This window comes from Nocardioides sp. YR527 (assembly GCF_900101045.1).
In the GTDB taxonomy this organism is placed as follows: Bacteria; Actinomycetota; Actinomycetes; order Propionibacteriales; family Nocardioidaceae; genus Nocardioides.
In genome coordinates, this window is sequence record NZ_FNFN01000002.1 from 279,168 (window position 1) to 291,812 (window position 12,645).

13 protein-coding genes are annotated in these 12,645 nt (G+C 69.3%); 3 read left to right on the top strand and 10 right to left on the bottom strand.

Translation table 11 applies throughout. From position 1 onward, the window contains the following. Positions 1-97: 97 nt before the first annotated feature. The 5 genes from BLT25_RS05790 to BLT25_RS05810 form a co-directional block, all read right to left on the bottom strand. Positions 98-1,783: a bifunctional uroporphyrinogen-III C-methyltransferase/uroporphyrinogen-III synthase gene (locus tag BLT25_RS05790; protein ID WP_091043120.1), complete on the bottom strand. Its 1,686-nt coding sequence runs from the start codon at positions 1,781-1,783 to the stop codon at positions 98-100. After that, positions 1,780-2,793, bottom strand: a complete 1,014-nt coding sequence (hemC, locus tag BLT25_RS05795) for a hydroxymethylbilane synthase (protein WP_091043123.1) — start codon at positions 2,791-2,793, stop codon at positions 1,780-1,782. The genes BLT25_RS05790 and hemC overlap by 4 nt, the downstream gene beginning before the upstream one ends. Then, positions 2,790-4,085 carry a glutamyl-tRNA reductase gene (locus tag BLT25_RS05800; protein WP_091043125.1) on the bottom strand — a complete coding sequence of 432 codons (1,296 nt, stop codon included), beginning with the start codon at positions 4,083-4,085 and terminating at the stop codon, positions 2,790-2,792. Before BLT25_RS05800 ends, hemC begins: the two co-directional genes overlap by 4 nt. After that, positions 4,082-4,807, bottom strand: a complete 726-nt coding sequence (locus tag BLT25_RS05805; protein WP_091043128.1) for a redox-sensing transcriptional repressor Rex — start codon at positions 4,805-4,807, stop codon at positions 4,082-4,084. The genes BLT25_RS05800 and BLT25_RS05805 overlap by 4 nt, the downstream gene beginning before the upstream one ends. 178 nt (positions 4,808-4,985) lie before the next feature. After that, positions 4,986-5,225 (bottom strand): glutaredoxin family protein, encoded by a 240-nt coding sequence (locus BLT25_RS05810; RefSeq protein WP_091043131.1) that lies wholly within the window; start codon positions 5,223-5,225, stop codon positions 4,986-4,988. Positions 5,226-5,282: 57 nt separating this feature from the next. Here BLT25_RS05810 and BLT25_RS05815 point away from each other — a divergent pair, with 57 nt between their 5' ends. The 3 genes from BLT25_RS05815 (at position 5,283) to BLT25_RS05825 (ending at position 8,456) form a co-directional block, all read left to right on the top strand. Further along, positions 5,283-6,182: an HAD family hydrolase gene (locus BLT25_RS05815; protein ID WP_091043132.1), complete on the top strand. Its 900-nt coding sequence runs from the start codon at positions 5,283-5,285 to the stop codon at positions 6,180-6,182. 158 nt (positions 6,183-6,340) lie between these two features. Then, entirely contained in the window at positions 6,341-7,123 is a 783-nt protein-coding gene (locus tag BLT25_RS05820) for a sigma-70 family RNA polymerase sigma factor (RefSeq protein ID WP_091043135.1), read from the top strand. Between the two features lie 142 nt (positions 7,124-7,265). After that, the gene (locus BLT25_RS05825; RefSeq protein ID WP_091043137.1) at positions 7,266-8,456 is read left to right on the top strand and encodes a DUF5667 domain-containing protein; all 1,191 of its coding nucleotides are present in this window, start codon (positions 7,266-7,268) and stop codon (positions 8,454-8,456) included. A 115-nt stretch (positions 8,457-8,571) separates the two neighbouring features. Here BLT25_RS05825 and BLT25_RS05830 read toward each other — a convergent pair whose 3' ends face one another. From BLT25_RS05830 to BLT25_RS05850, 5 genes are all read right to left on the bottom strand, one after another. Next, positions 8,572-9,528, bottom strand: a complete 957-nt coding sequence (locus tag BLT25_RS05830; protein WP_091043140.1) for a lysophospholipid acyltransferase family protein — start codon at positions 9,526-9,528, stop codon at positions 8,572-8,574. Next, positions 9,521-10,540, bottom strand: a complete 1,020-nt coding sequence (locus BLT25_RS05835) for an NAD-dependent epimerase/dehydratase family protein (RefSeq protein ID WP_091043141.1) — start codon at positions 10,538-10,540, stop codon at positions 9,521-9,523. Before BLT25_RS05835 ends, BLT25_RS05830 begins: the two co-directional genes overlap by 8 nt. Before the next feature lie 14 nt (positions 10,541-10,554). Then, positions 10,555-10,656 (bottom strand): 30S ribosomal protein bS22, encoded by a 102-nt coding sequence (locus BLT25_RS05840; protein ID WP_008356322.1) that lies wholly within the window; start codon positions 10,654-10,656, stop codon positions 10,555-10,557. A 185-nt stretch (positions 10,657-10,841) separates the two neighbouring features. Beyond that, positions 10,842-11,045 (bottom strand): helix-turn-helix domain-containing protein, encoded by a 204-nt coding sequence (locus BLT25_RS05845; protein WP_008356311.1) that lies wholly within the window; start codon positions 11,043-11,045, stop codon positions 10,842-10,844. Between the two features lie 210 nt (positions 11,046-11,255). Beyond that, a complete protein-coding gene (locus BLT25_RS05850) occupies positions 11,256-12,461 on the bottom strand; it encodes an acetoin utilization protein AcuC (protein WP_091043144.1) in 1,206 nt (401 codons plus the stop codon). Between the last annotated feature and the right edge of the window lie 184 nt (positions 12,462-12,645).

The window sequence follows — 12,645 nt, forward strand, 5'->3', positions numbered from 1 at the left end:
CTGCACTCCATCGTGAATGGGTACGTTCCACGGTAGTGCAACAGCCGCGTGCACCCATACTCGGGAGCACGCGGCTGTCGGAAGTGGAACCGTCGGATCAGGACGTACGCGAACGGCGACGCGAGGCGGGGCGCCGGTCGGACGGCTTGGTGACCGGCAGACCCTGCTCGACCAGCGACGCACGACGCGCGGCGCCGAAGGCGGCGAGCGCCTCGGTGAGCGCCTCGATCGACGGCTCGGGCGACATCACGTCGACCCGCAGGCCGTGCTCCTCGGCGGTCTTGGCGGTGGCCGGACCGATCGCCGCGATCACCGTGGAGGTGTGCGGCTTGCCCGCGATACCGACCAGGTTGCGGACCGTGGACGAGGAGGTGAAGACCACCGCGTCGAACTTGCCCGTCTTGATCGCGTCGCGGGTCGGCGCGGGCGGCGGGGCCGCCCGGACGGTGCGGTAGGCGGTCACGTCGTCGCACTCCCAGCCGAGGTCGACCAGGCCGGCGATGAGGTTCTCGGTGGCGATGTCGGCACGCGGGAGGAAGACCCGGTTGATCGGGTCGAGGTCCTCGTCGTACTCCGGCCACACCTCGAGCAGGCCGGCGGCCGACTGGTTGTCGGTGTTCGGCACCAGGTCGGGGCGCAGGCCCCAGGCCTCGAGCGCCTGGCCGGTCTTCTCGCCGACGGCGGCGATCTTCAGACCGGAGAAGGCGCGGCAGTCCAGGCCGTACTCGTCGAACTTCTCGCGTACGGCGCGCACCGCGTTGATCGAGGTGAAGGCGATCCAGTTGTAGCGGCCCTCGACCAGACCGCGTACGGCCTTGTCCATCTGCTGCGGGTTGCGCGGCGGCTCGACGGAGATCGTCGGGACCTCCTCGGGCACGGCGCCGAAGCCCTTCAGCTTCAGCGACAGCGCAGGCGCCTGCTCCTTGGTGCGGGGCACGAGCACGCGCCAGCCGAAGAGCGGCTTCGTCTCGAACCACGAGAGCGTCTCACGCAAGTTGACCACCTTGCCGATCACCACGATGGCCGGCGGCGCCATCCGTGCGGCACGGGCGTCGACGGCGATGTTCTCCAGCGTCGACTCTACCGTCGACTGCTCGGTCGTGGTGCCGACGCGGGTGATCGCGACCGGGGTCTTGGCCGGGCGGCCCGCGGCGACGAGCTCCTTGGCGATGTCGCCGATCATGCCGACACCGGAGAGGAGGACGAGCGTGCGGTTGTCCGCGTACTGGCTCCAGTCGATCTTCTCGTTGCAGGTCACGACCGCGACCTCTTGGTGGTCCTTGGTCGTCAGCGGGATGCCGGCGTAGGCCGGGACGGCCGACACCGACGAGACGCCGGGGACGATCTCGAAGCCGATGCCCGCCTTGGCGCAGGACTGCGCCTCCTCGGGGCCGGAGGCGTAGAGGAAGGGGTCGCCGGTCATCAGGCGCACGACGCGCTTGCCCAGCTTCGCCTGCTTGACGACGGCCTTGGCACGGGCGGCGTTGGCCAGGGGCTGGCCGTCGGTGCCGAATCCGCCGTCGATGAACTCGGGTCCGACCGGTTCTGGGGTCTCTTCACCCTCGGCCGGCTCGACCGGCTCGGGGATGCCGAGTACGCCGCGCACCAGTGATGCGTGCTCGGGGGCCTCGGTCACGACAACATCGGCCTGCTTCAACAGGTCGATCGCCCGTACCGTCAGCAGCTCAGGGTCACCAGGACCGCTGCCGACGAAGGACACCCAGCCCAGTGGGGTGGCCGAGCTGTGCTCGGCCGTCTGCTCGGTGGTCTTTGCTCGGGTCATGCGTTGTGCACCTTGTCCTGCTCGGGAGCGGTCTGGGGGGAACCGCCCGTGTCCATGACAGCCTGGCCGGGGTCAGTGGTGGGATCGTCGGTCAGGTCTGCTGCACCCTCGGCGAGCATCTCCTCGGCGAGCCGGCGTCCGACGCCTGCGGCGTCGTCGAGCGGCCCGGATGCGGAGAGTCGGATCGAGAGCGAGCCATCGAGTGAGAGCGCAACTGCCCGCACCCACAGCTCTGGTCCTTCCTCACCCTCAACCACGTCGGCGAGGGTCCCGATGGGCGCGGCACAGCCACCTTCGAGGGTGGCGAGCACCGCGCGTTCCGCCTCGACGGCCGCTCGGGTGGGCGAGTCGTCGAGGGAAGCCAGAATCTTGCGTACGTCGGCATCGGCGTCGCCCGCGCGGCACTCGACCGCCAGGGCTCCCTGACCAGGAGCGGGCAGCACCTGGATCGGGTCGAGGATCTCGGTGACCTCGTCGAGCCGGTCGATGCGGGCCAGGCCGGCGCGCGCGAGCACGACGGCGTCGAACTCGCCCGAGCGGACCTTGCCGATGCGAGTGTCCACGTTGCCGCGGATGCCGGCCAGCTCCAGGCCGAGGCCGAGGGCCTTGATCTGGGCGACGCGTCGCGGCGAACCGGTGCCGACCCGCGAGCCCGGCGGGAGCTCACCGAGGGTCAGGCCGTCGCGGGCCACGATCACGTCGCGCGGGTCCTCGCGCGGCAGGATCGCGAGCAGCTCGATGCCGTCCTCGGGATAGGTCGGCAGGTCCTTGAGGGAGTGGACCGCGAGGTCGATCTCCTTGGCGTGGAGCGCGTCGCGCAGCGCGCTGACGAAGACGCCCGTCGAGTTCGCGCTGGTCAGCGGGGTGTTCGCCGCCTGGGTGCGGTCGCCGTCGGAGACGATCTCGACCATCTCGACGATGTGGCCCTGGGCGCGGAGCATCTCCGCGACGAGGGTCGACTGGGTCACGGCGAGCTGGGAACGGCGGGTGCCGAGGCGAAGAGTTCTCATGAGTGGTCTCCTGGGACGTCGGCCCGGGTCACCGCGGAGACGGCCTCGGGGTCGAGCGCGAAGAGCTCGGCGAGCGCAGCGGCGTAGGACACCGCACCGGTCTCGTTGGCGAGCTCCTTGACCCGGACGGTCGGTTCGTGGAGCAGCTTGTCGGCCACGCGGCGTACGGTCCGGAGGACCTCGGCACGAGTCACCTCGTCGAGGCCGGGCAGCTTGTTGTCGAGGCGTTCCATCTCGGCGGCCACGACACCGGTGGCCATGCTCCGCAGCGCGACCACCGTCGGGGTCACCGCGGACTGGCGACGAGCGCTCAGGAACGCCGCGACCTCCTGGGTGACGATGTCGCGGACGGCGAGCACCTCCTTGCCGGCGGGCGAGGCGTGCAGCTCGTCGGCGAGAGCGGCCAGGTCGATCAGGGTGGCCCCGGGGAGCGACCCCGCGGCGGGGTCGATGTCGTGGGGCAGGGCCAGGTCGATCAGCGCGATCGGGTGGCTGCTGCGGTCACCGACCATGTCCGCCGGGACGAGCAGCCCGCTGGCGCCCGCGCAGGTGATCACGATGTCAGCGGCCGCGACCTCCGCGGCCAGCTCGTCGAGGGCGGCGGAGCGCGCGGAGTACTCGTTGGCGAGGCGCTCGGCGTTGGCCGTGGTGCGGTTGACCACGACGACGTCAGCGGCTCCCAGCCGGGAGACGGTCGCGGTGGCCAGCCCGGCCATCGCACCGGCGCCGACGACGGCGACCCGCTTGCCGCGTACGTCACCCACGGCTCGCGCGGCGCGGCTCAGCGAGGCGGTCACCAGCGACGGGGCGGCCTGGTCGATGTCGGTCTCCGCGCGCGAGCGCTTGCCGACCCGCAGCGCCTGCTGGAACAGGCTGTTGAGCGCCGGTCCGACCGTGCCCATCTCCTGGCCGAGCTGCAGGGCCGCACGGGCCTGCCCGAGGATCTGGCCCTCGCCGACGGCCATCGAGTCGAGCCCGGCGGCCACCTTGAACAGGTGGGAGACGGCGCCGTCGTCGTAGTGGACGTAGAGATGCGGCAGCATCGTCTCGAGCGTCTGACCGGCGCCCTCGATGATGCGGCGGGACAGCTCCTCGACGGAGCCGTGGAAGCGCTCGACCTCGGTGTAGATCTCGAGCCGGTTGCAGGTCGCGATGACTGCTGCCTCGCTGACGTGTTCACAACCAGCCACGTCGGTGAGGAGCTTTTGCAGGCCGTCCGAGTCCACCGCGGCCGCCTCGAGCAGCGAGACCGGCGCGGAGTTATGCGAGATGCCGACAACAAGGACACTCATGCCCTGATCCCTTCCTCGGAACCATTGTCCACCGTCCCATCGGCTTCTGCAGCCTTGCGTGACTCGTGATACGCCAGGATCTGCAGCTCGATCGAGAGGTCGACCTTGCGTACGTCGACACCCGGCGGCACGTTCAGAACGGCGGGCGCGAAGTTGAGGATGCTGCTGATGCCGGCCGCGACCATCGCGTCGGCGACGTCCTGGGCCGCGGTCGCCGGCACCGAGATGACTCCGATGGAGACCTGCTCGGCCGCGACGATCTCGGCCAGGTCGGCGAACGGCCGGACCTCGAGCCCGGCGACCGTCCGGCCCTGCATCGGCTCGGCCGCGTCCAGGAGCGCGACGGTGCGGAAGCCTCGGCTGCTGAAGCCGGAGAAGTTGGCGAGCGCCTGACCCAGGTTTCCGATACCGACGATGATGACCGGCCAGTCATGGGTCACGCCGATCTCGCGGGCGATCTGGTAGCTCAGGTAGTCGACGTCGTAGCCGACCCCGCGAGTGCCGTAGGAGCCCAGGTACGAGAGGTCCTTGCGCAGCTTGGCCGAGTTCACCCCGGCGGCGGTCGCGAGCTCCTCGGAGGAGCAGGACGCGATGTTGCGCTCGGCGAGCGAGGTCAGCGCCCGGAGGTAGACCGGAAGCCGGGCGACTGTCGCCTCGGGGATGTCCCGGTGGGGGTCCTGGGCACCGCTGCCCTCGCCCGTATTCGTACTCCGTGCCGTCACGCTCTGCTCTTTCAATGCCGGCGCCACAGACGGGGGCTTTTTAGCCCGGGATCGCCCTGCGGCTCAGCCACCATACGGAGTTTGTGACCGCGAGAACAAACTCGCAGACCGTCGGCTAGCACACGTGTTTGCGGAGTTGTCAGAGGGGGGTTGTTCAGGGTAATGGGCCGATCGACAGTTATTCTGGGGAGCGCGCCAGCGCTGCCCTCAGCCGCTCCTCGGAGACGCGCCAGAAGTCGTGCTGCTTCCCGTCGACGTACGTCACCGGGACCTCGTTCGTGAATCGCTCGCGCAGCTCCTCGTCGGCGTCGATGTCGACCTCGGTGTAGTCGTCCCCGACCACCTTCTCGAGGACCAGCCGAGCCTCGTCGCACAGATGGCAGCCCTGACGGGAGTAAAAGGTCACACGGGGTTCCATCCGACCATCTTGACACCTGGGCCCCTTCACGGCGTCCGGACCACTACTGTTGGCGAAATGAGCAGCGCCAGCGACCGCCGCCGTGCCGAACTGCGGCGAAAAGACCTCAAACGCCGCTCGGCTCTCGCCGGCGAGGCATCGGCCGCGGCCGCGGAGATCGAGGCCTGGCTCTATCCGACGACCGGGGACCCGACGGCGGCAGCGTTCTTCGACGTGGACAACACGATCATGCAGGGCGCGACGATCTTCCATCTGGCCCGCGGCCTGCACCGGCGCAAGTTCTTCCGGACCCGGGACATCGCCTCGGCAGCGTACAAGCAGGCCTATTTCCGGGTGGCCGGGGTCGAGGACCCGGCCCACATGGAGTCGGCGCGCTCCTCGGCCCTGTCGTTCATCCGCGGTCATCGCGCCGAGGAGGTCGAGAGCCTGATGGAGGAGATCTTCGAGGAGGGCATGGCCCACCGGATCTGGCCCGGCACCCGGGCGCTGGCGCAGACCCATATCGACCAGGGTCAGCGGGTATGGCTGGTGACCGCGGCGCCCGTCGAGGCCGCCCGGGTCATCGCCCGGCGGCTCGGCCTCACCGGCGCCCTCGGGACGGTGGCGGCCACCGAGGACGGCGTCTACACCGGCGAGCTGGTCGGGGAGATGCTCCACGGGCCGGCCAAGGCGGAGGCGGTCAAGGCGATCGCCGCCCGGGAGGACCTCGACCTCTCCCGCTGTGCCGCCTACTCGGACTCCTACAACGACCTGCCGATGCTCTCGCTGGTCGGTCATCCGTGTGCGATCAACCCGGACGCGCGCCTGCGCGCCCACGCGCGCGAGAAGGGCTGGCCGATCCGTGACTACCGCACCGGGCGCAAGGCGGCCCGGGCCGGCGTGGTCACCGCGGCGCTGGGCGGTGCGGCCACCGGGGCGATCGCGGTGGCGATCGCGCTCCGCGGACGGCGCGAGTGATCACAGCGTTGGCGACCTGTATGCAGTGCCGGGTATTCGCTGCCTTGTCGGGAAAATGCCACCACACGCCGACGCAACTTCGGCTCGGGACCTGACATCGGGATGCCCTAACCCGTAAGGTTGGGCTCGCTCAGGGGGAGTCTTCGGGAGGGACCCACATGTCGCGCCGCGCCAATGACGTCCATCGTCGCTTGGATGCGCTGCGCGCTGCGGTCGAGCTCTTGATGAACGAGGGCTACGAACCCGCCTACGCCGGGGTGGCCGGTGCGTCCGGTCCGCTCGCCGAGCCCGAGCGTCGCGGCTCGGGTGGCACCCACGAGTCCACGCCCCGCTCCGACAACGAGCCGGACGACGACACCGAGCTCGCCGCCTCCTCGGAGGAGAGCGAGGCCGACCGCACCCGGCTGATCGCGCTGGTCGAGCTCGCCCGCAAGGGCGACAAGGAGGCGTTCGGCCTCCTCTACGACCACTACAACGGTGCGGTCTACCGCTTCCTCTTCTACCGGACCCGCTCCACCCAGGTCGCCGAGGACCTGACCTCGGAGACGTTCTTCCGGGCGCTCCGCTCGATGACCGGCTTCCGCTGGCAGGGCAAGGACTTCGGCGCCTGGCTGATGACCATCGCGCGCAACCTGGCCACGGACCACTTCAAGGCGGGACGTACGCGCCTGGAGATGACCACCGAGGACATGGGTCAGCACGACTCCTCCTCGGACGGGCCCGAGAAGATCGTGATGGCCGGGGTCACCAACGAGATGCTGCTCGGCGCTCTCTCCAAGCTCCCCGACGAACAGCGCGACTGCATCATCATGCGTTTCCTCCAAGGGCTGTCGATCGCGGAGACAGCCGCTATCCTCGGGCGCAGCGACGGAGCCGTGAAACAGCTCCAGCTGCGCGGGATCCGCAATCTCGCCAAGCAGATGCCTGACGGGATCCGCTGATGACTGTGTTCCGCACCACCTTGAATGCTCGACCGGTTGCCGTAACCCGCGGCCGGGGCGACTCGTTGTCCGACATGGCAGCGCCTTGTGCGCAGCTGTTTCGACGAATCCCTGACAGCCGACACCGAGTAGGAACCCCCCGATGAGCCCGGCATTCCCGGCGCGAAAGCGTGCCGACGAGTTCGACCGAATGGTCGCGGCCACTGCCGCGACGGATCGGCGTGCCTCGCAGTCTGCCGACGAGCTTCGTGATCTGGCAGTCTTCGCTTCGTCGCTCTCCACTCTCAGCGACTCAGCCGTCCCCAGTCGCGACTTCTCCGTCTCCCTTCGCGAGCGCCTGATGGCGGCGGCCGACACCGAGCTCGTGCCCGCGCCCCGCACCGAGAAGACCGTCGAGCGCAAGCTCACCGTCGGTCCCGTGCGCAGGCCGCGCCGGCAGCGCAATCTGGCCGTCGCCCTCGCCGCGATGGCGATCGTCGGCGGCACCGCGGGTGCCGCGGCCGCGTCCCAGACCGCCCTGCCCGGTGACTCGCTCTACCCGGTCAAGCGCGCCGTGGAGAACGTCTCGGCCGGCTTCACCGTCAGCACCCAGGCCCGCGGCATCCGGATCCTCGAGGACGCCGGCACCCGCCTGCGCGAGGCCAAGTCGCTCGTCGCTGACGCGCCGATGACCGACTCCGAGCGGGTCACCACGACGCTCGAGACCTTCTCGCGACAGGCCGCCCACGGCTCCGACCTGCTGATCAGCGACTTCGAGCAGTCCCAGGACAACGACTCGCTCGCCCAGCTGCGTACGTTCGCTGCCGATGGCGTCGAGGAGCTGGCCGAGCTGAGCCCGAAGGTGCCCGAGCGGGCCGAGCCGGCCGTCTCCGACGCCGCGCAGACCCTCGTGCTGATCGACCAGGCCGCCGCCCAGCTCTGCCCCACCTGCGAGGGTGGCATCACCGAGCTTCCCGCGACGCTGGTCTCCAGCCTCACCTCCGACATCGACGGGCTGCTTCCGGCCGACACCGTCGTCGAGGCCGAGGCGCTGCCGCCGCTCACCCAGGACGACAACGCCCTCGACCTGCCCTCCATCGACCCCGACAAGATCGGTCCCGGCTCGGTGACCGACCCCAAGGGCACTCAGGACGACCCAGCGAAGCCCTCCGAGGAACCGGAGGAGGACGGCAGCATCCTGCCGAGCCCCAGCACCCCCTCAGACGGCGACCCCTCCGAGGACCCGGACACCGACCCCGAGACCGTGACGGACCCCGTCACCGGTCTGGTCACCGGCGTCACCGGCCTGGTCGGCGACGTGCTCGCCGGCGCGACCGGTCTCCTCACCCCGTAAAGCACCACGCCGAGGCGTCACTGCCGTCGGCCGAGTGGGCACGCGTGTGCCGCCTCGGTCGACGCGAGTGACGTCTCGGCCGACGGGGGTGACGCCTCGGCTGGGGTGGGTTGGGTCAGCCGAAGACGGAGGCGCGCTCGCCCAGCAGGCGGTAGAGGGTCTGCTGGATCGTCTCACGCACCTGGTCGGTGACGTTGAAGACCAGCATCGGGTCGTCGGCCTCGGCGGCGTCGTACGCATCGGTGCGGATCGGCTCGCCGAACTCGATCAGCCACTTCGACGGGAGCGGGATGAGACCCAGCGGCCCGAGCAGCGGGAAGAACGGCGTGATCGGCAGATAGGGAACGCCGATGACCTTGGCGAGGGCCGGGATGTTGCCGACCAGCGGATAGATCTCCTCGGCTCCGACGACGGAGAGCGGCACGATCGGGACGCCGGTGCGCAGCGCGGAGGAGACGAAGCCGCCGCGCCCGAAGCGCTGGAGCTTGTAACGCTCGCTGTAGGGCTTGCCGATGCCTTTGAAGCCCTCGGGCCAGACGCCGACCAGCTCGCCGTTGCGCAGCATCCGCTCGGCGTCCTCGCTGCAGGCCAGCGTCGCGCCCGCCTTGCGGGCGATGTTGCCGACGATCGGCATCCGGAAGACGAGGTCGGCCCCGAGCGGGCGCAGGTCACGCCCGAGCTCGTCGTGGATCGAGACCATCGTCATCAGGCCGTCCATCGGGATGGTGCCGGAGTGATTGGAGACGATCAGGGCGCCGCCGTCGGTCGGGATGTTCTCGATGCCGCGGACCTCGACACGGAACCACTTCTCCTTGATCGGCCGCAGCACGGCCAGCATGAAGCGTTGGGTGAGCTCGCGGTCGAAGCCGTATTCGTCGACGGAGTATTCGCCCGAGATCCGGCGGCGCAGGAACACGATGAACCGAGCGAGCTGCTCCTCCCACTCGGCTCCGAAGACCTCTTTGGCAGCGATCTCCAGAGCCGCGGCCCAGTCGGCCGCCGGGATCGCCCGCAGCGGGTGGCGCTCACGCGCCGTGGTGCCGGTTAAACCCTGGGCGGCGGACTCAGTCACCGGGCGCTCCTGTCAGTCGGCTCTCCAAGGCGGCCAGCGCACGGTCGGCACGGTTCACGGACGGCATCACGCTGTCCGCAAAGTCTACGACCGTGTCTTCGGTCGTGTATCGAGGTTCGAAGCCCAGCAGGGAGCGCATCCGCGTGGTGTCGACGCCGCGACCGTAGGTCAGCAGCGCCTTCAGCTCGGCGGGATACTCGCCGCCGCCGAACCTCGCCAGGCCGAACAGGGGCTCGGGGATGGGCACGGTGACCCGCTGCAGCCGTCTCGCGACCTGTGCATGGGTCAGCACCCCGTCGCCGGCGACGTTGAACGTCCCGGGGACCCCGGTGCGTACGGCATGTTCGAGGACGCCGTAGAGGTCCTGCTCGTGAAGAAACTGAAGGCGCGGGTCGAAGCCGAGCACGTTGGGTACGACCGCTCGCCGGAAGTGGGCGGCGATCGGGCTGACCACGCTCGGGCCGAGGACGTTGGCGCAGCGCAGGACCGTGACGGCGATGTCCGGGCGACGACGGGCGAAGCCGCGTACGTAGGACTCGATGTCGGCCACGTCGCGGGCATAGCCAGAGGACGGGGTGCGCCGCGGCTCCATCGACTCGGTGAACATCGCCGGGTCGCGGCTGCTCGCCCCGTAGACCTGGGTCGTCGACTTCACCACGACCTGGCGCAGGGACGGCGCGGTCTGGCAAGCCGCGAGGAGCTGCATCGTCCCGATGACGTTGAGCTCCTTCATCGTCGAACGACCCCCGGTGGTGCCGGGGGTCGCGATGACGCTGAGGTGGACGACGGTGTCGACCTCCTCCTTGGCGATCACCTTGGCGATCACCGGGTTGCGGATGTCGGCTCGGACGAATCCGACTTTGCCGATGTCGCCGCGAGGCGGTGCGACATCGACGCCGATCACTCGCTCGACGTTCGGGTGGCGGGCGGCAGCGCGCGCAAAACGGCGCCCGAGGTCACGCGAGACCCCGGTGACCAGGAGGACCCGACCGGGTCCAGAGCGTTCCGCCACCTACGCCACGTACGTCACTTGCCGAGCTTGCGGCGCTGGACGCGAGTCTTCTTGAGCAGCTTGCGGTGCTTCTTCTTCGCCATGCGCTTGCGACGCTTCTTGATGACAGAACCCACGGGGAACCCTTCACGATCGTTGCAGAGAATGCCGGCCCGGTGCCGACGCGGCCACTCACCGCAGCGCGCGGCAAACAGACCTAGGGGGTAAGACTAACGAAGCCAGGGCACCCAGAGAGAATCGGTGACCCGATGCGACCGGTGTTGCCCCCGCGCCCTACGTGCCCGGGCGCGGGGTCCGACAACTAGCCCGCGTTGTAGAACGAGCTCTTGAGGTATTCGTTCGCGTCGTCCTCCCGAACCCGGAAGGAACGACCGACACGCACCGCAGGCAGCTCGCCCGAATGAACCAACCGGTAGACCGTCATCTTGGATACGCGCATCATCGACGCAACCTCGGCAACGGTCAGGAACTTGCTGTCAGAGATGTCTCCAGAAGGAGTAACCATCTGCTTCCACCGTTCTCTCTCGAGTGATCGCGACGCCAGCGGCTTCCCCACCTCTGGTCCAAAAACGCGATCCCAAAGTGAGAATAGGGCCTGATGTGACAGATGGGGAAGGGGACACCCTTGAGAATCTCACATACCACCGGCGTGTCGAGTTGCATTTGGGCGCGACGAACTGCGGTTTCTAGACCGTCCCGAAACTAGGTGACCGGGCTACGGCATCGGGTCGAGCCCGTGCAGCGGGAACACCGCTGTGCGAGTCGCGTGGACCTGCCGGTCCAGCCACGTGCCGGGGTCGTATCCGCTCCCCCAGTCGCGGTAGGCCGGTTCACGTCCGTCCGTCATGCGCAACGGCGCGACCCTCCCGAGGCGCGTCTGCACGTGCTCGCGCCAGCCACCTGGCACGTCGAGCGTCGGCTCCAAGGGATTCCCCGACACTAGCGCAAGAAGGTGCGTCCATGCGCGTGGCACGACGTCGACGACCGCGTACCCACCTCCGCCGAACGCCACCCACTTGCCCGCGCACACCTCGTGCGCGAGCTCGTGGAGCGCGACGTACGCCGCCCGCTGGCCGTCCACGCTCAGCGCCAGGTCGGCGAGGGGGTCGTCGGTGTGCGAGTCGCAGCCCTGCTGGGTCACCAGGATCTCCGGCTGGAACTCACGGACCAGGTCGGGCACGACGGCGTGGAAGGCACGCAGCCAGCCGTGGTCGGCCGTGCCGGGCGGCAGCGCGACGTTGGCCGCGGTGCCCTCGGCTTCGGGTCCGCCGATCTCCTCGGCGAAGCCGGTGCCGGGGAAGAGCAGCTGGCCGGTCTCGTGGATCGAGATCGTCAGGACGCGCGGGTCGTTCCAGAAGGCCCGCTCCACACCGTCCCCGTGGTGCACGTCCACGTCGACGTACGCGACCTTCTTCACGCCCTGGTCGAGGAGCCACTGGATGCCGGCGGCGACGTCGTTGTAGATGCAGAACCCGGCAGCGCGCCCGCGCATCGCGTGGTGCAGGCCGCCCATGATGTTGGCGCTGTGCAGACTCTCGCCGGAGTAGACCTGGCGGCAGGCCTCGATGCTCGCGCCGACGATGTGGGCGCTGGCGTCGTGGATGTGCGCGAAGACCGGGTCGTCCTCGGTGCCGAGGCCGTGGGCGAGGTCCGACTCGCCGCTTCGGCCGGCCTTGATGACCGCCTCGATGTAGCTCTCGTCGTGGATGGTGAGGAGCTGCTCCGGGGTGCCCATCGGCGCCTCGACGACCTTCAGATGGTCGAGTACGCCGAGCTCGCCGGCCAAGCGCATCGTCAGGTCCACCCGGATCGGCGCCATCGGGTGAGTCGGGCCGAAGTCGTAGTCGGCCAGACTCTCGTCGAAGACGACCGTCGAGTGCCCCTGGCACGAGGTCGGCCACGTGGTCGGCGGAGTCGTCATGGGCCACACGGTATCCGTGACGTGTGCGACACTGGAGAGGTGTTCAGCATTCGTTCCACCCAGTGGTGGTCCGCCTCCTAGGCGGTCCACCCTCTTGTCGAGCACTCACATCAGGCCGCCCACGGGCGGCCTCTTTCGTTTCTGACGTCGCTGACCCGTGGGCCTCACCACCCGAAAGGTCCAT